The sequence below is a fragment of the Erwinia sp. LJJL01 genome, from assembly GCF_047300805.2.
Lineage (GTDB): Bacteria > Pseudomonadota > Gammaproteobacteria > Enterobacterales > Enterobacteriaceae > Erwinia > Erwinia aphidicola.
Window position 1 is genome coordinate 1,630,766 of the sequence record NZ_CP178576.1, and the last position, 21,459, is coordinate 1,652,224.

The following is a 21,459-nucleotide window of genomic DNA, read 5'->3' on the forward strand; positions in this document are numbered from 1 at the left end:
AAAATAATATTTGCGACATATTTAACCACTCAAAAAACAGTTGGCGACATCAGGAGGGGGAAATGAAATAAATAATTATTATAAACAGCATAAAAGATCGCATTTCATTAATTTTTAAAAGTCACTGTCTTTTTATTTTGTGAATAAATACCATAAGGAGCGATTTAACTTGCTGATTAAAGGTTAATAGATGGAAATGTTACTGAATGGAATCAGAACTTCTGCGTGCGGGGCGGCCATGCTGGCTGCGCTACTTCTCTGCGCACATGCTGCCAAGGCAGTGCCCGAGCTTCCGGCAGGTACACCGGATGGCGCCTGCTGGGCTGACCCGATGAATAATTTAACCATTAAGCTAACCAGTGCCAACTTCAGCTCAAATACCGCAGGCAGTACTGCCAAGGTTAACTATAAGACGACGCCAACTAACTACAATGCATGGTGCTATTCAACTGTAAACAAAAGACTTCAGGCCACTAGATTTGATTCGGAGATAAGTTTACCCCTATCTTACTTAAATCCTGGCTACCATAAACTAACGGATGAAATCGATTATAAATTAAGTATAAAACTAAGCTTAGCCGCTCTCCCATTAGTCGCAGCACCGTTCAGTTATCAGCTAGGAACAAATCCAGGCGGTATATTAGCAGGGCCAACTACCGCCGGCGTAAGCAAGCTCATCGTAGGCTCACCTGCAATAGGTTCTACAGGAACCATTGAGTTTAAATTACGCAAAAATCTTATCGGCGGGGCATTTATTTTACCCGGCGGCATTGAGATCGGTAATTTGTACCGTTACATCTACTTCCCGGCACCAGAACCCATTTACCGACTCTATACCGAAGAGTTTGTCGTCCCCGTTCCGGTAGAGTGCCGGATCAATAACGGCACCCTGATTAACGTGCCCTTTGGCAACGTCGACAGCTCGCTGCTGACCAGCAGTGCGTCAACCTCACCCTATCACGTCGAGCGCGCCCTCAGCTACAAGTGCAACACCAGCCTCAGCCAGGATATCAAGGTGGTGCTCGCCGCTGCCCCGGCGGGCTTCAGCGACGCGGTGAAAACCAGCAATAAGGATATCGGCGTGGTGATGCTGTACAAAAACCAGCCGGTGCCCCCCAACGGCAGCTACGCCACCACGCTGGTCAACGGGACAGGCAGCGACGCCGTCAGCTTTAGCGTGGTCAAGCGCGGCGGCACAAGCCCCGCCACCGGGCCGTTTACCGGCTCCGGCACGCTGATTATCAGCAGCCTGTAGCATGGAGGTGGTTAATGTGAAAGCCGCCTTGCGCATCACCCTCGCCACTGACCTATCTCAACGACTACGGCGGCCGCCCCGAAGTTACCTTCGGCTGTTGCGGTACGCTGCGCGGCTGATAAAGAGCACATGTGCGTTTCAGGAAAATGGCGTGGCTTCTGGCCATTGCCGGCGTCAGCTTTAGCTGTCGGGCAGTAGACAAGGGTGCTACTGAGGTAAGTTCACTGGCCTGGTGCTCACTGCCTCCCCGATAGCCGATCCGAAGGTGAAGCCGGCTGCCGGGGATTTCCAGGCTTTGGCCACGCTGATGGTGACGCTTCAGTGACAGAGAAACCTGCAGGGGAGAGCGCCAGGCTCGGCCAATTCAGCTCGGGCTGTCGATATCCCCTGGCCGATCTTCTTTGTCAGAGCCTGTGCCATCAGGCTGTTAATCACTCCTATTCCCTCCGCGTTATATTTATCTCTATTTTCTCCCGTCACTCCACTCACTCAGTTCCGTTAACAGCCCGCAGGTATTTTGATCTAGGAAATAAAAACTCGCGAAGCTTTCACCCAAAAATACAATTACTGCGACATATTTAACCACCAAAAAAAAGTTAGCGACACCAAGACAGAACAAGGAGACACACAATACCGTTAAGCAGCATAAAAAATCGCAATTTAATAATTTCAAAAAATACCTGTCATTTTAATTTGTTAATAAATAACATAAGGCGCGATTTAACTTGCTGATTAAAGGTTAATAGATGGAAATGTTACTGAATGGAATCAGAACTTCTGCGTGCGGGGCGGCCATGCTGGCTGCGCTACTTCTCTTCGCACATGCTGCCAAGGCAGTGCCCGAGCTTCCGGCAGGTACACCGGATGGCGCCTGCTGGGCTGACCCGATGAATAATTTAACCATTAAGCTAACCAGTGCCAGCTTCAGCTCAAATACCGCAGGCAGTACTGCCAAGGTTAACTATAAGACGACGCCAACTAACTACAATGCATGGTGCTATTCAACTGTAAACAAAAAAGTTATCGCCAATAGATTTGATTCGGAGATAAGTTTACCCCTATCTTATTTAAATCCTGGCTACCGTAAACTAACGGATGAAATCGATTATAAATTAGAAATAATACTGAGCTGGGCCCATATACCACCAGTCCTGGCACCATTCAGTTATCAGCTAGGAACAAATCCAGGCGGTACTTTAGCAGGGCCAACTACCGCTGGCGTAAGCAAGCTCATCGTAGGCTCACCTGCAATAGGTTCTACAGGAACCATTGAGTTTAAATTACGCAAAAATCTTATCGGCGGGGCATTTATTTTACCCGGCGGCATTGAGATCGGTAATTTGTACCGTTACATCTACTTCCCGGCACCAGAACCCATTTACCGACTCTATACCGAAGAGTTTGTCGTCCCCGTTCCGGTAGAGTGCCGGATCAATAACGGCACCCTGATTAACGTGCCCTTTGGCAACGTCGACAGCTCGCTGCTGACCAGCAGTGCGTCAACCTCACCCTATCACGTCGAGCGCGCCCTCAGCTACAAGTGCAACACCAGCCTCAGCCAGGATATCAAGGTGGTGCTCGCCGCTGCCCCGGCGGGCTTCAGCGACGCGGTGAAAACCAGCAATAAGGATATTGGCGTGGTGATGCTGTACAAAAACCAGCCGGTTCCTCCCAACGGCAGCTACACCACCACGCTGGTTAACGGGACAGGCAGCGACGCCGTCAGCTTTAACGTGGTCAAGCGCGGCGGCACAAGCCCCGCCACCGGGCCGTTTACCGGCTCCGGCACCCTGATTGTCAGCAGCCTGTAGCATGGAGGTGGTTAACGTGAAATTCGACTGGCGCACCGCCCTCTTAATAGCCATCATCTCGATGCTCGCCAGCCCGCTGCATGCGCGGGCGGCGCTGGCGCTGCAGCAGAGCCGGGTTATTTTCAACGGGGATAAATCCTCCGCCAGCCTGCTGGTTAACAACCAGAACATCAGCGCACCCTACCTCGCCCAGGGCTGGATTGAGGACGAGGCGGGGAGAAAAGTCCGCCGCCCGCTGCTGGTGCTGCCGCCGCTGCAGCGCATCGAGCCGGGTGCTAGCAGCCAGGTGAAAATCCAGGCGCTGCCCGATGCTAACCTGCTGCGCCAGGACCGCGAAACGCTGTTCTACATAAACCTGCGCGAAATCCCGCCGCGCAACGACCACCCCAACACCTTCAATATTGCGCTGCAAAACCGCATCAAGCTGTTTTACCGCCCGGCCGCGCTGAAGGCCCCGCCGGGCGAGCTGGCCAGCTCCTGGCTGTCGCAGCTGGTGCTGGAAAAACAGGGACAGAGCTGGCGCATCAGTAACCCCTCCGCCTACTACGTCACTCTGGTGGAGGCTCGCGGCTTCAGCGGCTTTAGCCCGCTTATGCTGGCACCGGGTGCCAGTGCACCGCTGCCCGGAGTTATCGGCAACTATGGCCGTACGCCAGTACTGACCTATCTCAACGACTACGGCGGCCGCCCCGAGGTTATCTTCGGCTGTGCTGAGACACGCTGCACGGTCACCGCTAACCGCGTGCCGCGCGGCTGATAAGGAGTGCATATGTGTTTAAGGAAAATGGTATGGGTGCTGGCCATCGTTGGCATCAGTTTTAGCTGCAGGGCAGTAATTAAGGGGGCTACTGCGGTAAAGTTCAGCGGCACAGTGGTCAACCCGCCCAACTGCATACTGAATAACAACGAGTTGATTGAAGTGCAGTTTGGCACCGTTGGCATCCGCCAGGCGGATGGCCGTCAAGTGGTTAAACCCCTCAACTATAACCTGAAGTGCAGCGGCAGCGACGGAGGCAAGTCGTTAAAGATGCAGTTAGCCGGTACGCAAGGGTTTGCCGCCGACGTACTGGCCACTTCAATCGACGGCCTCGGCGTGCGCTTTTATCGCAATGGAGAAGCAGTGACGCTGAAGGAGTGGTTCAGCCTGCCAAAACCCGCCAGTGGCCTGGTGCTGACCGCCTCGCCGATAGCCGACCCGCAGGTGAAGCCGGCTGCCGGGGACTTCCAGGCATCGGCGACGCTGCTGGTGGCATTTCAGTAACGGAGAACCCTGCAAGGGTGAGCGCCACGCTCGCCCATTTCAGAATAAACCGTCGCATTTCCGCTGCTGGCAGGGGGTAAACCGCATTTATGTGACCCCATTCCCATCCTGATGAAATAAAAGCCGCCGCTTTCACCTTAAAGTGAAATTTTTTGTTCATCTGGTAGAATAACGCACAGAAGAACAACATTTTCCTTAGCGAGCCGAGCAATGAATAACAACCCCACCCAGCTTTCCCTGTTACAGGACGATATCCGTCGCCGTTACGATACCCTGAGTAAACGCCTGAAGCAGGTGGCTCGCTATATTCTGGATAACAGCAACAGCATCGCTTTCGATACGGTCGCTTCGATCGCCCAGCAGGCCGACGTGCCGCCTTCCACCCTGATCCGCTTCTCTAACGCCTTTGGCTTTAGCGGCTTTAATGAAATGAAGCAGGTGTTTCGTCAGCACCTGATGGAAGAGACCGTTAACTATACCGAGCGAGCACGTCTGTTCCGCCAGACCGCCACCGATGAGGCGCAGGGCGCGCCGGAAAGCCCGGCAGAAATCCTTAACGTCTTCACCATGGTAAATTCGCAGGCGCTGCAGCAGCTGGCGATGCAGGTTAATCCGGAACAGCTAAATAAAGCCGTGAAGCTGCTGGACGAGGCCGATAACATCTACGTGATTGGCCTGCGCCGCTCCTTTAGCGTCGCCTCTTATCTGACCTACGCGCTGCGCCACCTTGAGCGCCGCGCCTTCCTGATTGACGGCCTCGGCGGGATGTTTGCCGAACAGCTGAGCATGGTCAATCCGAAAGATGTGGTGATCGCCATCAGCTACTCGCCGTATGCACGTGAAGCGGTGGAGCTGGTGGAGCTGGGTGCCAAACGCGGTGCGCATCAGATTGCGATTACCGACAGTCAGGTCAGCCCGCTGGCGGCGTTTAGCGACGTCTGCTTTGTGGTGCGTGAAGCGCAGGTCGATGGCTTCCGTTCGCAGGTCGCCTCACTCTGCCTGGCGCAGACGCTGGCGGTATCACTGGCGCTGACCAACGCCGACCCGAATAAACCGCGCCCATAAAAAAGGGCGACCGGAAAAAAGGTCGCCCCCTACCGCACAGATTCACTGAATTAGTGTAGGGGCTGACCCTCTTTTTCGGTCAGCCCGGTGTAAATTATCACCACGGGGCGACCGGAAAAAAGGTCGCCCCCTACCGCACAGGCTCACTGAATTGGTGTAGGGGCTGACCCTCTTTTTTGGTCAGCCCGGTGTAAATTATCACCACGGGGCGACCGGAAAAAAGGTCGCCCCCTACCGCACAGATTCACTGAATTGGTGTAGGGCTGCCCCTCTTTTTCGGTCAGCCCGGTGTAAATCATCACCACGGGTCGACCGGAAAAAAGGTCGACCGTACGGTGAGGTTCACTGAAATGCTGCAGGGACTGACCCTCTTTTTCGGTCAGCCCGGCGTCAATCATCACCACGGGTCGACCGTACGGTGAGGCTCACTGAAATGCTGTAGGGGCTGACCCTCTTTTTCGGTCAGCCCGCAGTCAATCATCACCACGGGTCGACCGTACGGTGAGGCTCTCTGAAATGCTGTAGGGGCTGACCCTCTATTTCGGTCAGCCCGCAGCTAATCATCTCTGGCGGTTATTTTTTACGCGGATAGTCGTCGCTGTTCACCCAGGCGTGGTCTTTCTCCCAGGTAAATTTCCACAGGCGCACCGGCCCGGCCATCACGTTGAGGTAGTAGTTGTCGTACCCGGCAACGGTCGACATCGGGTGATAGCCGCGCGGCACGGTGACGACGTCATGATTGTACGGCGCCATACAGACATCCAGCGAACGGTCGTCGGTATAAACACGCTGCATCGCGAAGCCGCGATCCGGGTTAAAGCGGTGGTAATAGGTCTCTTCCAGGTAGGTTTCATCCGATGAATCTTCCTGGTCATGCTTATGGCTTGGGTAAGAGCTGGTGTTACCCTCGTCGGTATATACCTCCACCACCAGCAGACTGTCGGCAGGCTTATCGTCCGGCAGAATATTGTGCACCAGGCGCTTGTTATTGCCCTTGCCGCGCTGCTCAACGCCGACGTCCTGCGGCGCAATCAGGCGGGCGGGCAGCTTGCCTTCCGTCGCTGGCGCACTGCATACCGCCAGCTCAAGATCGGACTCTGCTACAACTTCAACCTGCTCATTGTGCGGCACGTACACCGAATAGGGCGGCGTGCGTTCAAACGGCGACATGCGCTTACCGATGTTCGGGAACTCCGCATGGCGGGTTTTCACCGAAGCCAGCCCGGCAACCAGCACCAGGCACAGCTCTTTGCTGCCGCTCTCAAGCGTCAGCGTCTGTCCTTTTTTCAACTGATAAGCGTCGAAACCGACATAGCGCCAGCCTGCACTTTCCGGGGTAACGTGCTGGATACGGCCCTGCGCATCCGGCTGTTTTACTTTGGATAGCAATGACATTCTGTCTCCTTGTTCTGTGGGCAAGCGTAGGGGCGAGGCACGCCTCGCCCGTTTTATCAGCCCAGAGTCGGCATACTGAATTCAGACACGGTTTTCTGGCCGCTCGGCCAGCGCACGGTGGCGGTTTTCATACGGGTGTAGAAGCGCACGCCGTCCGGCCCGTGTACGTTCAGCGCACCAAACACCGAACGCTTCCAGCCGCCGAAGCTGTGGAACGCCATCGGCACCGGCACCGGCACGTTAACGCCAACCATCCCCGCCTGTACTTCACGCACGAAGTCGCGGCCGGTGTGGCCATTGCTGGTAAAGATAGCGCTGCCGTTGCCGAACTCATGGCTGTTAACCAGATCCAGCGCGGTTTTGTAGTCTGGCGCGCGCATAATGCTTAGCACTGGCCCGAAGATCTCTTCACGCCAGATCACCATCTCATTGGTGACGTTATCGAACAACGTACCGCCAACGTAGTAGCCTTCCGGGTTGCCTTCCACCTGGATACCGCGGCCATCAACCACCAGCTTCGCGCCTTCCGCCACGCCTTTGTCGATGTAGCCAAGCACTTTTTTCTGGTGCGCAGCGGAAACCACCGGCCCCATTTCATTCTCGTCTTTACCTTTGTGAATGCCAGGGCCAACGCGCAGGGCTTTTACCAGCGGCGTCAGTGCAGCAATCAGCTTGTCGGCGGTGTCATCACCCACGGCAACCACCACCGGCAGCGCCATGCAGCGCTCACCGGCAGAGCCGAACGCGCCGCCCATAATGGCGTTCACGGTGGCATCAAGGTCGGCATCCGGCATCACGATAGCGTGGTTCTTCGCCGCGCCAAACGCCTGCACGCGCTTGCCGTGGGCGCTGGCGGTGGTGTAAATATGCTCGGCCACGCCGGAAGAGCCGACGAAGCTCACCGCCTGCACGCGCGGATCTTTATACAGCTGCTCGGCGTTTTCGTTCGAGCTGTGTACCACGTTAAACACGCCGTCCGGCAGACCGGCTTCGGTCAGCAGCTCCGCCATCCGCACGGAGGCAGACGGGTCAAGGGCCGGTGGCTTCAGCACAAAGGTGTTACCGCACGCCAGCGCGATGGGGAACATCCACAGCGGCACCATTGCCGGGAAGTTAAACGGGGTGATGCCCGCGACCACGCCCAGCGGCTGCATCAGCGAGTAGCTGTCAACCCCGCTCGCCACATCCGCCGAGTTCTCACCTTTGATCAGGTGCGGGATCCCGCAGGCAAATTCCACCACTTCCAGACCACGGGTCAGTTCACCCAGCGCATCCGACCACACTTTGCCGTGCTCGCTGACGATAAGCTCGGCCAGCTCGTCGCGGTGCTGTTCCATCAGGGCTTTGAAGTTAAACATCACGCGGGCACGACGCAGCGGCGAGGTGCGGGACCAGCTATCGAACGCTTCATGAGCAACCGCAATGGCATGCGCCACTTCGTCGCTGGTGCTCTGCGTCAGTTCACGCACCGCTTTGCCGGTGGCCGGGTTGTAAATTGGGATAGTTTCATTGCTGGCGCTCAGAGAAGTTTTACCGCCAATAAAGTTTCCTACGATAGTCATGTGCTGGCCTCTTTGATGAAGTAAGTTCCCTTGCTGGCAGTCTGACGTCTTTCCGCTGCCGCGCCGGGCAAAACCCTGATTCGTGTTGAGACAGTATAATATTGAAATAAATTTTTCAAATATTTCACTTTAGAAAATTCGTTTTTAGCGGCCTGGATCGCATTTTTTACGCCCAACCGATGTGCATCGATCGCCCACTTCATTGTCCTGAGTAAAAAACGCCGCAGCGCACGCCCGGTGCGGAACCGCCGTTTTTCGAACCGCCCGGTTAGCCCGGGATAATTGTGCGCTAAAACAGCTGCACTCCCCTGGGTTACAGGCTGCTGAACACCGCTATTATTGAAATTTTGCGAGACGGATCTAAAAATTTAAATTTCATTATTAACTAAACATGAAATAAATGTTCTCTTGTAGGCCATGCAGCACCTGCGACTGGCTCCGGCATGACAATAGCGCTGGCGCGGTAACCTTTTGAATACGCCCTACTTAACAGGAGCCATCTCATGGCTATTGATCCAACCCGCTTTTGCATTAACCGTAAAATCGCCCCCGCGCTCAGCATTGAAGCGTTTTTCCAGCTGGTGCAAAAACTCGGCCTGCATAAGGTTGAGCTGCGCAATGATATGAAGGGCGGCAGCGTTACCGACAATATGAGCCATCAGCAGGTGCGCAACCTGGCCGAAAAATATGGCATCGAGATCGTCACCATCAACGCGCTGTATCCGTTTAACCAAATCAGCGCTGACCTGCTGACGCGGGCGGAATCGCTGCTGAAAGATGCCAGCGGGATTGGTGCTAAAGCGCTGGTGATGTGCCCGCTCAACGACGGGACGCGAATTTCGGCCGAGGATACCGCAGCCGCGCTGCGCGAGCTGGCGCCGCTGTTTGCACGCTACGGCGTCAATGGCCTGGTTGAGCCGCTGGGGTTCCCGGTCAGTTCACTGCGCTCTGCCGGCCAGGCTATTAGCCTGATCCAACAGGCCGAGGTGCCGTTTAAAATCGTGCTGGATACCTTCCATCACCATCTGTTTGAGGGCGCGGAGCAGGATTTCGCCGCCGGTATTGCTGTGTCGCAGATTGGCCTGGTGCACCTCTCCGGAGTGATTGATGGCCGCCCGGTGAATGAGCTGACCGATGAAGAGCGCCTGATGCTGAGTGAAGACGACCTGCTGAAAAGCGCGTGGCAGGTGCAGCGCCTGGAAGCGCTGGGTTACCAGGGGGTTTACGCCTTCGAGCCGTTTGCCTCGGTGATGGACAGCTGGAGCGCGGCGGACATTGAGCGTGAGATCCGCCAGAGCATTGCGTTACTGCAGGATTAATGACAATCCGGGCCGATCGGAAAAAAGATCGGCCCCTGCGGGTAATGTCGGGGCGCGGCATGCCGCGCCCGCCAGGGGTGATCATTCCGAAAGTCGTCAGAGGCGCTGTTTCAGGCACTACAATGGCTGACGCATACGCCAAAAACGGAGAATCAATGAAACCCTTACCCCAGGAGAAAATCGGGCAGAATATCCTGCTGAAGCTGGCGACGCTGATGGTGATCCTCGGCGCGATTAAGCTGTCCGCAGAGATCGTCGTGCCGTTTTTACTGGCGTTGTTCTTTGCCATCGTGCTTAACCCAATGGTCAGCTGGCTGATGCGGCGCGGCGTGCGGCGCGGGCTGGCGATAGGCCTGGTGACGGTGGCGATTATTATTGTGCTGGGGCTGCTCGGTCTGATGATTGCCGGGTCGGCGCAGGAGTTCAGCGAGGTTTACCCGCAGCTGCAGGCGCAGGCGGAACAGAAGCTGGCCGTGGTGCAGCATCTGGCCGGGCGCTTCCACATTAATATTTCGGCGCAGTCGCTGGCGCAGCGGCTGGATCCAAACGCCATCGTCGACGTCGCCACGACCATGCTTGGGCAGTTCTCCGGAGCGATGGCGCAGGTTATTCTGGTGGTGATGACGGTGATTTTCATGCTGTTTGAGGTGCACCACCTGCCGTACAAGCTGCGCTATGCCCTGGTCAATCCGCAGATCCGCATCGCCGGGCTGCACAAGGCGCTAAAAGGCGTGACGCACTATCTGGCGCTGAAAACCCTGATCAGCCTGTTTACCGGGGTGCTGGTGTGGCTGGCGCTGCTGGCGCTCGGCGTAAAGTTTGCGCTGCTGTGGGGCGTGGTGGCCTTTGTGCTCAACTTCATTCCTAATATCGGCCCGGTGATAGCCGGCGTTCCGCCGGTGCTCCAGGCGCTGCTGCTCAATACGCCGCTGGATGCCGGGCTGGTGGCGGGGCTGTTTATCGCCATTCATATGCTGCTGGGGAATCTGCTGGAGCCGCGCGTGATGGGGCGCGGGCTGGGGCTGTCGAGCCTGATTGTGTTTCTGTCGCTGATCTTCTGGGGCTGGCTGCTTGGCCCCATCGGCATGCTGCTGTCGGTGCCGCTAACCAGCGTGTGTAAGATCCTGATGGAGACCACGCCGGGCGGCGGAAGGCTGGCAATTTTACTGGGTAACGGGCGGAAATCGCTTTAACACATGGGGCGACCGAAAAAGAAGGTCGCCCCCTACACAGATCGCGCTGGGACAAACCGTCAAATCGCCTCCTACCCGATTGGCGTAGGGGCGGACCCTCTTTTCGGTCCGCCCGGCATATCATCATCTGTTACTCAATAAACAGCCGGTCATACACGTGCTGTAAATGGCGCTCCATGCAGGCGCGCGCCTGCGGGGCATCGCGGGCGATAATCGCCGCGGCAATATCGGCGTGATCCTGATTCATCTCGCGCGGGAAATCACTTTCGGCGTAGTGGCTCTCCAGGCGCACAAAGCGCGAGCTTTTACGCTTGTTCCACAGGTATTCCATCATATCGCGCAGCACCTCGTTGCCGGTCATCTCGGCAATCAGCAGGTGGAAACGCTTATCTTCGCGCAGAAACTTGTCGTCATTGACGTGCAGCTGGATGAGATCCTGGGTGATCTCCTGCAACTCTGCGCGCTGGTCATCACTGCCGTTGCGCGCCGCCAGTTCCGCGGTCATCGCTTCATACACCTGGCGCGCCTGTATCAGCGCCTTGAGGCTGAACTCCTCCTCTGCCGGGGCGCTCTCGCTCTGCGGCAGCGGGTTCATGACGTAAACGCCGTTGCCGGTGCGGATCTCCACCCAGCCGGTAATCTCCAGCGCAATCAGCGCTTCGCGGATCGACGAGCGGCTGACGCCGAGCTGCTTCGCCAGCTCCCGCTCCGGCGGCAGGATAGCGCCCGCCGGAAACTGTCCCTGCTTAATGCAGTTAATCAGCAGGTTAGAAATCTGCCGGTATAGGCGCTCTACTTTTAGTGTCGGTAAATCCATACCTGTTCCTGGCGGGGAAAGTGATGCGCTGAGCTTATCACAGCCGGGCGAGGCATGCCTCGCTGCGACAAACTCAGGTGACGCCCGAAGGGGTGTGCCCTACCCGACCCACGCCAAATTTACCGTGCTGCGATCGCCATCACGGTACCGTAACGGGGTTAGCGTTTATTCTCTGGTCCAGCGGCCTGACCACTGGGCCGGAAAATTCGATAACGACACCGATAAACGGCCGCTGAGCCGGCAAGGATTACCGATGACGGTTTCTACCTTTGCAACACCTCTACAAAAAACCATCCGTATCAAACGGATACAAACCGTATCGCTGATACTGCTGTTCACCGCCGGGATCATTAACTTTCTCGATCGCGGATCGCTGTCGATCGCCAACGCGGCGATCCGCAACGATCTCGGGCTGTCCGCCACCGAATTCGGCGTGCTGCTCTCCGCCTTCTCGCTCTCTTACGGCATCTCGCTGTTGCCGAGCGGCCTGCTGCTGGACCGCTTTGGTCCGCGCATCGTGCTGGGCGGCGGCCTGCTGTTCTGGTCGGTGATGCAGGCGATGGCCGGGGCAGTGAACAGCTTCAGCCACTTTATTATGCTGCGTATTGGCCTCGGCATCGGCGAAGCGCCGTTTATGCCGAGCGGCGTTAAAGTGGTCAACGACTGGTTCAGCGCCCGCGAGCGCGGCCTGCCGATGGGCATTTTTAACTCCTCCACCACCTTCGGCCAGGCCTTTGCCCCGCCGATCCTCGTGGCGCTGATGCTGGCGTTCGGCTGGCGGATGATGTTTGTGATTATCGGCGTGGCGGGCGTGGCGGTAGCGCTGTGCTGGGTGGCCTGGTATCGCAACCGCGACCGCTTTGCCCTGACCCGCGAAGAGCAGCAGTATCTTGACCAGGACACGCAGCCGTCGCAGAAAACCCGCGTGTCGCTAAAGGAGTGGGGTACGCTGTTTAAGAAGCGCACGGTGTGGGGGATGATCCTCGGCTTCAGCGGCGTCAACTATACCGGCTGGCTCTATCTCTCGTGGCTGCCGGGCTATCTGCAGGCGGAGCGCGGGCTGAGCCTGGCGAGCACCGGCTGGGTGGCGGCAATCCCATTCCTGTTTGGCTCCATCGGCATGCTGGTCAACGGCACCGTCGCCGACCGCCTGGCGCGGCGCGGCTATGCGCTGGCGAAAACCCGTAAAGCGCTGATCTGCTTCGGGCTGGTCTGCTCCGCCGCCTGTACCCTGCTGGTCGTGCAGTCCACCTCCACCGCCATGGCCGTGGGCTTTATCAGCCTGGCGCTGTTCTTTGTCCACTTTGCCGGCACCTCAGCCTGGGGGCTGGTGCAGGTGATGGCGCCGTCGCGCATGGTGGCCTCGGTCAGCAGTATTCAGAACTTCGGCAGCTTTATCTGCGCCTCATTCGCGCCGATTGTCACCGGCTGGGTGGTCGACACCACCGGCTCGTTCAATATGGCGCTGGTGATCTGCTCCTGCGTGACCTTTGCCGGGGCGCTGGCCTATTTCTTTATCGTAAAAGATCCGATTACAGACTAATTAAGGAGAACGCATGGAACATACATGGCGCTGGTACGGCCCTAAAGACCCGGTATCGCTGGATGATGCCCGCCAGGCGGGAGCCACGGGCATCGTCACCGCTCTGCACCATATCCCTAACGGCGAAGTGTGGCCAGTGGAGGAGATCAAAGCGCGTCAGGCGCTGCTGGCGGAGAAGGGCCTGGTGTGGTCCGTGGTCGAGAGCGTGCCGATCCACGAGTCGATCAAAACCCAGCGCGGCGACTACAAACAGTACATCGCCAACTATCAGCAGTCGCTGCGCAACCTTGGCGCCTGCGGCATCGACACCGTGTGCTACAACTTTATGCCGGTGCTGGACTGGACGCGCACCGACCTCGGCTGGGCGCTGCCGGATGGGGCGAAAGCGCTGCGCTTCGACCATATCGCCTTTGCCGCCTTCGAGCTGCATATCCTGCAGCGCCCGAACGCGGCGCAGGATTACAGCGTGGACGAGCAGCAGCAGGCCGCAGCGTACTTTAAGGCGATGAGCGCGCAGCAGGTCGAGACCCTGACGCGCAACATTATTGCCGGGCTGCCGGGCGCCGAAGAGGGTTACACGCTGGAGCAGTTCCAGGCGCAGCTGTCGCAGTATGACGGTATCGACCACGCCAAACTGCGCGAGCATATGGCGGAGTTTTTACGCGCTATCGTGCCGGTAGCGACGGAAGCGGGCATTGTCCTGGCGGTGCACCCGGACGATCCACCGCGCCCCATTCTCGGCCTGCCGCGCATTGTCTCCACCATTGAGGATATGCAGTGGCTGAAAGAGACCGTTGACAGCGTAAACAACGGCTTTACCTTCTGCACCGGCTCTTACGGCGTGCGCGCGGATAACGACTTGGTGAAGATGGCGGAGACCTTTGCCGACCGCATCCACTTTGCTCATCTGCGCTCGACCAAACGCGAAGAGAACCCCAACAGCTTCCATGAGGCCGCGCACTTGGCGGGGGATGTCGATATGGTGGGGGTGATCAAGGTGATTCTGGCCGAGGAGCAGAGGCGCCGCCGCAGCGGTAATCAGCGTGCTATTCCGCTGCGCCCGGACCACGGCCACCAGATGCTCGACGACCTGCATAAAAAAACCAACCCGGGCTATTCGGCGATTGGTCGTCTGAAAGGGCTGGCGGAAATTCGCGGCGTCGAGCTGGCGTTAAAGCAGATCTTCTTTAATTCTGACTCTAAATAATTCGAGCTGCAGGAAGGCGGCAAGTTCACGCATCCTCGGGAGCATAGATAACTATGTGACCGGGGTAAGTGACAAATCTGCCCGGAGCAGATTTGAACGCTGTTCACAGCGGCCCCGAAGGGGCGAAGCCCACGGATGGGCTGAGTAATGCAGCCAACGCATCTGCGGCTTGAAGTATGACGAGTCAGTCCACAATGAAAAGATGCGCACCGGTGTCAGTCCACGAGCGGTGCGCTTCCGCATTATCCGCCACCTGGTAACTCATGCCCGCCGTGAGGGTAAAAACGCGGCCATCTTTCAGCTCGGTATGCAGCTCGCCGGACAGGCACAGCAGGATATGGCCTTTACTGCACCAGTGGTCGGCCAGGTAACCTGCGCTGTACTCCACCATCCTCACGCGAACCGCGCCAAACTGCTGGGTGCGCCACCATGCCGTTCCCTTCTCCCCCGGATGTTCCGTCGCTTCCAGTGCCGACCAGGCCGTGGTGCCAAAAGGAATGTCGCTCATCTTCATTATCTTGCCCTTTCATCTCGCGAAAAAACCAAACTACGCCTGCCTGTCGGCGGCGACAAGGCTTCTCGCCTGTTTCTGGCATTTACTGGCAGTATTCATATTTGTTATGCAAATTTTTTAATTGTTTACTGCAGGGTGTCGATAATTACTTGATAACATGCGGTGTAAAACCGACCATTTCCCGCCATTGCGGACTATTCGTGCGCCCTTCCGCGCCCACAGGGGATCAGCTTGCAAGCAATCATAAAGCCAAAGTATGCGCGTTTATGGCTGGTCATCGCCGGGCTGCTGCCGCTGATCCTGTGCCTGATCTTCACCTTTATTGAGGCGCGCCAGGCGGTGAAACGCCAGCAGGAGGTCACCGCCTCGATGCTGCTGAGCCAGGCAGAGCACATCAGCGATATGGCGTGGAATATGTCTGACCGCCTGCGCCAGTTTAATCATCGCAGCTGCGATGATATTAAATTTGACCTTCAGCAGCTTGGCTCGTTATACCCTTATTTCCGCTCCATTGGCCTGGCCCAGGATGAGATCGTCTTCTGCTCCTCGGCCTACGGCGACACTCTGGGCTCGCTGGAAACCATGATGCGCCAACCGCTACCGCCGCTGCGTAAAGCCTGGTGGAGCCTGTCGGTGGCGGGGACTTACGGCGTGCAGGATCGTCCGGCAGTGGTGTTTATGCGTGAAATCCCTGGCGGCTTCGGTACGTACGCCGTGGTGGATGGTCAGTATCTGATTGATGTTATGCAGGCTGCCGGTACCCGTCACGGCTACCATATCGCCATGCGGTTTGGCGGGGGCTACCGCATTATTAGCGGTGAAATGCAGAACGATCGGCCCGGTATCCTCGGTAACAGCATCTACCGCCGTAGCTCTGAGCGTTACCCGATCGCCATCAGCATTACCGCCCCGCGCTCTGAAGCGCTGCTAAGCTGGCGGCAGGTGTTGTTCACCTTCCTGCCGATGGCCATTATCCTCTCGCTGCTGTTTATCGCTCTGACCAGCAGCTGGCTGAAGCGTAAAAGCTCGTGGGGTGATGAAATTCGCCGCGCCATTAGCCGCGGTGAGTTCTCGGTGAATTATCAGCCGGTGATGAATCTGCAAACTGAATCGCTGGCCGGAGCCGAAGCGCTGATGCGCTGGCAGCGCTCCGACGGCAGCTGGGTGCGCCCGGATATCTTTATCGCCGCCGCCGAACAGGAAGGGATGATCGTTCCGCTCACCCGCCATCTGTTGGCGTTAGTGAGTAAAGACTGCGCCAGCTGGCAAGTGTCGCCAGGATTTCATATCGGTATTAACGTGGCGGCAGAGCATTTACAGCATGAGGCGTTCGTCAGCGACATTCGCCAGTTCGCTGCCAGCGTCGCGCATCTGCAACTGGCGATTACGCTGGAGTTGACCGAGCGCAGCCTGATCGTCGACGGCGCCGAGGTGGCGCGCAAGCTGGCCGAGCTGCGACAGGAAGGGATGCACGTGGCGATCGATGATTTCGGCACCGGTCACTGCTCGCTGAGCTATCTGCAAACCTTCCCTATCGACTATCTGAAGATTGATAAAGGGTTCGTCAATGCGATTGAAGCGGTTGATGGGGAAACGCCGGTGCTGGACGCCATTATTCAGCTGTCGCACCGTCTGGCGCTGGAGGTGGTGGCAGAAGGCGTGGAAACTGCGATGCAGCTCGAATACCTGAAAAAACAGGGGGTGGCGTTTATCCAGGGCTTTTACTACGCCCGCCCGCTGGACAATGCCGCGCTGCTCAACTGGGTTAAGCAGCAGGATAATAAGCCGCGATAACCTCTACTGACGCCAGCCGCGGAAGGTTCACCCCAGTTCCCGGGGTGAAAATGCCGTTAGTCGTCATTCCTCCCCCCGCTGTTTCTGAGCGAAATTATGTGACCTCGCCAGGAACAGATATACTGTATGCGGGCAAAGTGCGCGGACGTGCTACATGCAACGTTTCTGCATGGCTGACGATGGCGCATTTTGCTGTAGGTTTTTCACCCGTGACCGGTCAGGCAGACAGCACGGGCCTGACCTTTGTCGTGTGAATTTTTATTTGTGAAACAGATAATTACAGGGTGTTTTATATGAAGCTACGTAGGAAGCGTGTTAAGCCTATTGGGATTAAAGACGTCACCATTATTGATGACACCAAATTACGTAAAGCCATTACTGCGGCCTCACTCGGCAACGCGATGGAGTGGTTTGATTTCGGCGTTTACGGCTTTGTGGCCTATGCATTGGGCCAGGTATTCTTCCCGGGAGCTGACCCGGGCACACAGATGATTGCCGCCCTGGCGACCTTCTCCGTTCCCTTCCTCATCCGTCCATTAGGCGGCCTGTTCTTTGGCGCACTGGGCGATAAGTATGGTCGTCAGAAAATCCTGTCGATCACCATCATCATTATGTCAGTCAGTACCTTCTGTATCGGGCTGATCCCGTCCTATGCCTCCATAGGCATCTGGGCACCGATCCTGCTGCTGCTGTGCAAAATGGCACAGGGCTTCTCGGTCGGCGGTGAATACACCGGGGCGTCAATCTTCGTTGCCGAATACTCACCGGACCGTAAGCGTGGATTTATGGGCAGCTGGCTGGACTTCGGTTCAATTGCCGGTTTCGTGCTCGGTGCCGGGCTGGTGGTGCTGATTTCAGCCGTTATCGGTGAAGCGAACTTCCTCGACTGGGGCTGGCGTATTCCGTTCTTCGTTGCGCTGCCGCTGGGCATCATCGGCCTTTACCTGCGCCATGCGCTGGAAGAGACCCCGGCGTTCCAGCAGCACGTGGATAAACTGGAACAGGGCGACCGTGAAGGCCTGGCCGACGGCCCGAAAGTCTCGTTCAAAGAGATTGCTACTAAACACTGGAAAAGCCTGCTGGCCTGTATTGGCCTGGTGATTGCCACCAACGTCACCTACTACATGCTGCTGACCTACATGCCGAGCTACCTGTCGCATAATCTGCACTACTCGGAAGACCATGGCGTGATGATCATCATCGCCATCATGCTGGGGATGCTGTTTGTCCAGCCGGTTATGGGCCTGATGAGCGATAAGTTTGGCCGTCGTCCGTTCGTGATTATCGGCAGTGTCGCGCTGCTGCTGCTGGCTGTGCCTTGCTTTATGCTGATTAACAGCGGCGTGATGGGGCTGATTTTTGCCGGTCTGCTGATTCTGGCGGTGATCCTCAACTGCTTCACCGGGGTAATGGCTTCCTCACTGCCGGCGATGTTCCCAACGCATATCCGCTACAGCGCGCTGGCCAGTGCCTTCAACATCTCGGTGCTGATTGCCGGCCTGACGCCAACCGCTGCAGCATGGCTGGTAGAAGCGACCAGCAACCTGTATATGCCGGCTTACTACCTGATGGTGGTGGCGGTGATTGGTTTAATCACCGGCATCATGATGAAGGAAACGGCCAATATGCCGCTGCGCGGTGCCACTCCGGCAGCCTCTGATATGGCAGAAGCCAAAGAGATCCTGCAGGAGCATCACGACAACATCGAGCACAAAATCGAAGATATCAGCGAGCAGATCGCCGAGCTGGAAGCCAAGCGCTCCCGCCTGGTGGATCAGCATCCGCGTATTAACGAGTAATTGTCGCGGGGCGACCAGAAAGCGGTCGCCCCTTGCAACAGACCCCGAGTATTAATCAACTCCAGGAGTCGACCTTCTTTTTCGGTCGACCCCTTACGAGCCTGGCATGCCCGGTCCCAGCACTGTTCACGATTTATGGAAGTTCATACCGCATGAACAGAATCCGATCGTGAACATCATCTTTTTTCAGTTTCCACCCTAAACGATAAAGCATCAGAGCGGCTCAGCTGGTGCGGGTAGCCAATCAGAAGATTGTTTTTCCCCAGCTCCAACATTCCCAGTCCGTTAAACTTTCCCCTATGCCCCGCGCCAAAATCCAGCCGCAACGAATTCCCCGACCAGATACGTGGCAAGCGCCCTGGTGTATGTCCACTCAGAATGAAATCAATACCGCCGATACGTTGCTGAAAATCACTGCGTTGTCGACGTCGCCCGTACAAGCAGGCATTGATCACCTCCTGCTCCCCGGCAATGAGTCGCGCAAAAAAAACCTCAATCAGGGAGATTTCAGGCGGAACCTCGGCGTGAATGACACAATAAAGTTGCCCCTGAGATCGGATAAGCATGGCATAAGGTAACGGCTCAACGAGCTGGCAATACGCATTTTGTAAGGCCGCTGGCAACTCGAAAAACCAGGCTCCACCCTCCCGGCTCCAGCTTTGCTGTCGCGCCAAGCGTTCATCACCCTGCGCATGATACCAGGCCAGCATCATCTCTTCATGGTTGCCTCGCACAGCATAAAACCAGGGTTGCCTTAACAACTCAATACAGCATGGGCTTTCATCCCCGCGATCGATTAAGTCGCCCACGGCAAACAACCGGTCGCTGGACACATCGAAATTGACCTCTGACAACAACCGCTGTAAAGCTGAATAGCAGCCATGTAAATCACCTATCGCGAAGTCACGACCCTGCTTATTTTCAGCAACCGATGTGAGCATGAATGCCTCCCTGCTGCGGTTAGAAATCAACCCATTGTGGTTGCATAAAAAGAACATTGTTCATAGAATAATTTTGTTCATGCTGCGTGAACAAATTATGGGATGTGAACATGCATGATGAAGCTCAACTACTGGAAAAAGTGCTAACTAATTTGCCAGAAGCACTTAAAATCGAGGATATTCGCTGGAGCCGCAACCTCGATTTTCACGATGGTCGTCTTACGCTGCGAACACCCGATGGCGCCGCCTTCACTTTTCTGTTCACTATCAAGCTAAGGCCGCGCAAAGAGATACTGCAGAAAATGCACAGCATTTTCAGGCAGAACAGCACTCACCCGGCACTGCTGATTTGTGAACGCCTTAGCCCGGCGATGACGCAGTATTGCGAAGAAAATCATATCAATTTTATCGATAGCGGTGGTAATGCCTGCATAGCTTTACCCGCACTATTCTTGCGCATCAGCGGGCGTAAACTCCCCCCCGTTATCAGGGAGCGCCCCCGGATATCAGAGGGGGTAATGAAACTGCTGTTTGTTCTGCTAACACAGCCGGGTTCGATAAATGAAAATTATCGCCAGCTGGCAAGCTATGCAGGGATCTCCCTGGGTATGGTCAGCAAAGCATTTGATTATCTCGAAACTGAGCGCCACTACCGCTCGGGCAAGCAAGGCCGTCGCCTGACCGATCCGGACTGGCTGATGGCGGAATGGATACGTGAATACGCATCAGTACTGCGGCCCAAATTGAAAACACTTCAGCTGGAATGTGATATCAACTGGCGCAGTATTGAACTTGAAGAGGGCGAGTGCTGGGGAGGAGAGCCCGCCGGTTATCTTCTTTCCGACCGCTATCTCAAGCCTGAAATCCTGCAACTTTTTACCCATTCTCCTCTGACAGAGCGGAGAAAAAGCTTACGGCTTAAGCCTCATCCGAGCGGGAAATTCATCTTAACCCAGGCCTTCTGGGGCAAAGATTTTTCGCTCACAGAGCGCGCAAAAACAGTGCTATGCGTGGCTGAACTTATCGCCAGCCGGGACGACCGCAATATCGAAACCGCAGGGCGGATTAATGAAAAACACCTACACATTAGCCAAACCCATCTCTTCGGAAACTGAGGCGCTGCTCCTCCGCATCAATCACGTCTGCCGCACGCTGAAGATCGAGTTTTTTGTTGCCGGTGCGACGGCGCGCGAGGTGATGTTGCTGCACGTTCACGGTCGGAAAAGTGGCCGTCAGACCAATGATATCGATATTGCGGTATACCTGAAAAACTGGGAGCAGTTCACCGCCCTTAAGCAGGCGATGATTGAGCAGGATGCTAAAGAAGTCAGGCATAATGTGCATCGGATGATATGGCACGGCACCGAAATAGACATCATCCCCTTTGGCCCTGTTGCCCAAAACAATAAGGTCGCATGGCCGCCCGACCGGGACATTATCCTGCACGTCGAGGGTTTCCAGGAGGTATGGCAGCATGCCGGGCGGGTTGAGATTGCCGCTGGCAACAGCATCCACTTCACTTCCCTGCCGGGACTGCTGCTGTTGAAACTATTCGCATGGCGTGACAGAGGCAATAGAGACAGCCGGGATGCTGTCGATATTTTCAACATCCTGACGGAGTATTCGCGCATCGAAGACGAGCGCCTTTATGACAATGATGCCTGGTGCGAGCGTGTCGACTGGGTCCCGGAAAGACTCGGGGCGCTACTGGCAGGCAGTGATACGGCCGCGATCGCATCAGCAGAAACATGTCAGGAGTTATTGGCATTAGATAAAGCGCGCTTAACCGATACCATTGTTCGTCAAAATGAAAGCGTCGAAGCGCTAAAGGTAGAAAATATCATTGATGATTTCTGGGACGGTCTGGCCGGAAATTAACGCTGTGATACTGCATTTGCCCACTTTCCCCGCAGTCAGCCCTTCAGATAAACCTTACGTGCGGCGAAACGCCCACTTTCCCGACCAGAGCAGCTACACTTCTCC

General features: G+C 56.3%; 19 protein-coding genes. 14 read left to right on the forward strand and 5 right to left on the reverse strand.

The annotated features are described in order from the left end of the window. Window positions 1–784 precede the first annotated feature (784 nt). The 5 genes from ACLI4M_RS08470 to ACLI4M_RS08490 all read left to right on the forward strand — a co-directional run bounded on the left by ACLI4M_RS08470 (window position 785) and on the right by ACLI4M_RS08490 (window position 5,392). Window positions 785–1,255, forward strand: a complete 471-nt coding sequence (locus ACLI4M_RS08470) for a fimbrial protein (protein ID WP_166643148.1) — start codon at window positions 785–787, stop codon at window positions 1,253–1,255. A gap of 1,340 nt (window positions 1,256–2,595) precedes the next feature. Continuing rightward, the gene (locus ACLI4M_RS08475) at window positions 2,596–3,066 is read left to right on the forward strand and encodes a fimbrial protein (RefSeq protein ID WP_166643147.1); all 471 of its coding nucleotides are present in this window, start codon (window positions 2,596–2,598) and stop codon (window positions 3,064–3,066) included. A 16-nt stretch (window positions 3,067–3,082) separates the two neighbouring features. Continuing rightward, the gene (locus ACLI4M_RS08480; protein ID WP_366521277.1) at window positions 3,083–3,823 is read left to right on the forward strand and encodes a fimbria/pilus periplasmic chaperone; all 741 of its coding nucleotides are present in this window, start codon (window positions 3,083–3,085) and stop codon (window positions 3,821–3,823) included. Window positions 3,824–3,835: 12 nt separating this feature from the next. After that, window positions 3,836–4,327 (forward strand): fimbrial protein, encoded by a 492-nt coding sequence (locus tag ACLI4M_RS08485; protein ID WP_133622506.1) that lies wholly within the window; start codon window positions 3,836–3,838, stop codon window positions 4,325–4,327. 210 nt (window positions 4,328–4,537) lie between these two features. After that, window positions 4,538–5,392, forward strand: a complete 855-nt coding sequence (locus tag ACLI4M_RS08490) for a MurR/RpiR family transcriptional regulator (RefSeq protein ID WP_133622505.1) — start codon at window positions 4,538–4,540, stop codon at window positions 5,390–5,392. 573 nt (window positions 5,393–5,965) lie between these two features. Here the strand turns inward: ACLI4M_RS08490 and iolB are convergent. Together iolB and ACLI4M_RS08500 are read right to left on the reverse strand one after the other, a co-directional pair. Further along, window positions 5,966–6,787 (reverse strand): 5-deoxy-glucuronate isomerase, encoded by an 822-nt coding sequence (iolB, locus tag ACLI4M_RS08495; protein WP_133622504.1) that lies wholly within the window; start codon window positions 6,785–6,787, stop codon window positions 5,966–5,968. A 56-nt stretch (window positions 6,788–6,843) separates the two neighbouring features. Next, window positions 6,844–8,349 (reverse strand): CoA-acylating methylmalonate-semialdehyde dehydrogenase, encoded by a 1,506-nt coding sequence (locus ACLI4M_RS08500; RefSeq protein ID WP_133622503.1) that lies wholly within the window; start codon window positions 8,347–8,349, stop codon window positions 6,844–6,846. A 503-nt stretch (window positions 8,350–8,852) separates the two neighbouring features. On the opposite strand from ACLI4M_RS08500, the gene ACLI4M_RS08505 reads away from it, so the two are divergent. Together ACLI4M_RS08505 and ACLI4M_RS08510 are read left to right on the forward strand one after the other, a co-directional pair. After that, a complete protein-coding gene (locus ACLI4M_RS08505; protein WP_133622502.1) occupies window positions 8,853–9,668 on the forward strand; it encodes a TIM barrel protein in 816 nt (271 codons plus the stop codon). 155 nt (window positions 9,669–9,823) lie between these two features. Next, on the forward strand, window positions 9,824–10,861 hold the full coding sequence (locus ACLI4M_RS08510; RefSeq protein WP_133622501.1) for an AI-2E family transporter: 1,038 nt from the start codon (window positions 9,824–9,826) through the stop codon (window positions 10,859–10,861). A gap of 130 nt (window positions 10,862–10,991) precedes the next feature. On the opposite strand, the gene ACLI4M_RS08515 is transcribed toward ACLI4M_RS08510, so the two are convergent. After that, window positions 10,992–11,678, reverse strand: a complete 687-nt coding sequence (locus tag ACLI4M_RS08515; protein ID WP_048917763.1) for a FadR/GntR family transcriptional regulator — start codon at window positions 11,676–11,678, stop codon at window positions 10,992–10,994. Between the two features lie 253 nt (window positions 11,679–11,931). Here ACLI4M_RS08515 and ACLI4M_RS08520 point away from each other — a divergent pair, with 253 nt between their 5' ends. Together ACLI4M_RS08520 and uxuA are read left to right on the forward strand one after the other, a co-directional pair. Then, window positions 11,932–13,221, forward strand: a complete 1,290-nt coding sequence (locus ACLI4M_RS08520; RefSeq protein WP_133622500.1) for an MFS transporter — start codon at window positions 11,932–11,934, stop codon at window positions 13,219–13,221. Between the two features lie 13 nt (window positions 13,222–13,234). Then, a complete protein-coding gene (gene uxuA / locus ACLI4M_RS08525) occupies window positions 13,235–14,428 on the forward strand; it encodes a mannonate dehydratase (RefSeq protein ID WP_133622499.1) in 1,194 nt (397 codons plus the stop codon). A gap of 184 nt (window positions 14,429–14,612) precedes the next feature. Here uxuA and ACLI4M_RS08530 read toward each other — a convergent pair whose 3' ends face one another. Continuing rightward, window positions 14,613–14,942 carry a DHCW motif cupin fold protein gene (locus ACLI4M_RS08530; RefSeq protein WP_133622498.1) on the reverse strand — a complete coding sequence of 110 codons (330 nt, stop codon included), beginning with the start codon at window positions 14,940–14,942 and terminating at the stop codon, window positions 14,613–14,615. 231 nt (window positions 14,943–15,173) lie between these two features. On the opposite strand from ACLI4M_RS08530, the gene ACLI4M_RS08535 reads away from it, so the two are divergent. The 3 genes from ACLI4M_RS08535 to proP are packed head-to-tail and all read left to right on the forward strand — an operon-like array spanning window position 15,174 to window position 18,535. Beyond that, on the forward strand, window positions 15,174–16,736 hold the full coding sequence (locus tag ACLI4M_RS08535) for an EAL domain-containing protein (protein WP_133622497.1): 1,563 nt from the start codon (window positions 15,174–15,176) through the stop codon (window positions 16,734–16,736). 50 nt (window positions 16,737–16,786) lie between these two features. Then, window positions 16,787–16,990: a hypothetical protein gene (locus ACLI4M_RS08540; protein WP_133622496.1), complete on the forward strand. Its 204-nt coding sequence runs from the start codon at window positions 16,787–16,789 to the stop codon at window positions 16,988–16,990. 39 nt (window positions 16,991–17,029) lie between these two features. After that, entirely contained in the window at window positions 17,030–18,535 is a 1,506-nt protein-coding gene (gene proP, locus ACLI4M_RS08545) for a glycine betaine/L-proline transporter ProP (protein WP_048917768.1), read from the forward strand. 176 nt (window positions 18,536–18,711) lie between these two features. Here the strand turns inward: proP and ACLI4M_RS08550 are convergent, their stop codons facing one another. Further along, entirely contained in the window at window positions 18,712–19,476 is a 765-nt protein-coding gene (locus tag ACLI4M_RS08550) for a metallophosphoesterase (protein ID WP_166643146.1), read from the reverse strand. A 110-nt stretch (window positions 19,477–19,586) separates the two neighbouring features. Here ACLI4M_RS08550 and ACLI4M_RS08555 point away from each other — a divergent pair, with 110 nt between their 5' ends. Together ACLI4M_RS08555 and ACLI4M_RS08560 are read left to right on the forward strand one after the other, a co-directional pair. Continuing rightward, a complete protein-coding gene (locus tag ACLI4M_RS08555; protein WP_133622494.1) occupies window positions 19,587–20,591 on the forward strand; it encodes a type IV toxin-antitoxin system AbiEi family antitoxin in 1,005 nt (334 codons plus the stop codon). After that, entirely contained in the window at window positions 20,545–21,354 is an 810-nt protein-coding gene (locus ACLI4M_RS08560; RefSeq protein ID WP_133622493.1) for a nucleotidyl transferase AbiEii/AbiGii toxin family protein, read from the forward strand. The genes ACLI4M_RS08555 and ACLI4M_RS08560 overlap by 47 nt, the downstream gene beginning before the upstream one ends. Window positions 21,355–21,459 lie beyond the last annotated feature (105 nt).

Bases quoted from the DNA above. Each gene is read 5' to 3' on its own strand.
- ACLI4M_RS08515 (WP_048917763.1), bottom strand. From the start codon at position 11,678: ATGGATTTACCGACACTAAAAGTAGAGCGCCTATACCGGCAGATTTCT.
- ACLI4M_RS08550 (WP_166643146.1), bottom strand. From the start codon at position 19,476: ATGCTCACATCGGTTGCTGAAAATAAGCAGGGTCGTGACTTCGCGATA.
- proP (WP_048917768.1), top strand. From the start codon at position 17,030: ATGAAGCTACGTAGGAAGCGTGTTAAGCCTATTGGGATTAAAGACGTC.
- iolB (WP_133622504.1), bottom strand. From the start codon at position 6,787: ATGTCATTGCTATCCAAAGTAAAACAGCCGGATGCGCAGGGCCGTATC.
- ACLI4M_RS08500 (WP_133622503.1), bottom strand. From the start codon at position 8,349: ATGACTATCGTAGGAAACTTTATTGGCGGTAAAACTTCTCTGAGCGCC.
- ACLI4M_RS08490 (WP_133622505.1), top strand. From the start codon at position 4,538: ATGAATAACAACCCCACCCAGCTTTCCCTGTTACAGGACGATATCCGT.
- ACLI4M_RS08560 (WP_133622493.1), top strand. From the start codon at position 20,545: ATGAAAAACACCTACACATTAGCCAAACCCATCTCTTCGGAAACTGAG.
- ACLI4M_RS08520 (WP_133622500.1), top strand. From the start codon at position 11,932: ATGACGGTTTCTACCTTTGCAACACCTCTACAAAAAACCATCCGTATC.
- ACLI4M_RS08505 (WP_133622502.1), top strand. From the start codon at position 8,853: ATGGCTATTGATCCAACCCGCTTTTGCATTAACCGTAAAATCGCCCCC.
- ACLI4M_RS08485 (WP_133622506.1), top strand. From the start codon at position 3,836: ATGTGTTTAAGGAAAATGGTATGGGTGCTGGCCATCGTTGGCATCAGT.
- uxuA (WP_133622499.1), top strand. From the start codon at position 13,235: ATGGAACATACATGGCGCTGGTACGGCCCTAAAGACCCGGTATCGCTG.
- ACLI4M_RS08555 (WP_133622494.1), top strand. From the start codon at position 19,587: ATGCATGATGAAGCTCAACTACTGGAAAAAGTGCTAACTAATTTGCCA.
- ACLI4M_RS08510 (WP_133622501.1), top strand. From the start codon at position 9,824: ATGAAACCCTTACCCCAGGAGAAAATCGGGCAGAATATCCTGCTGAAG.
- ACLI4M_RS08540 (WP_133622496.1), top strand. From the start codon at position 16,787: ATGCCGTTAGTCGTCATTCCTCCCCCCGCTGTTTCTGAGCGAAATTAT.
- ACLI4M_RS08530 (WP_133622498.1), bottom strand. From the start codon at position 14,942: ATGAAGATGAGCGACATTCCTTTTGGCACCACGGCCTGGTCGGCACTG.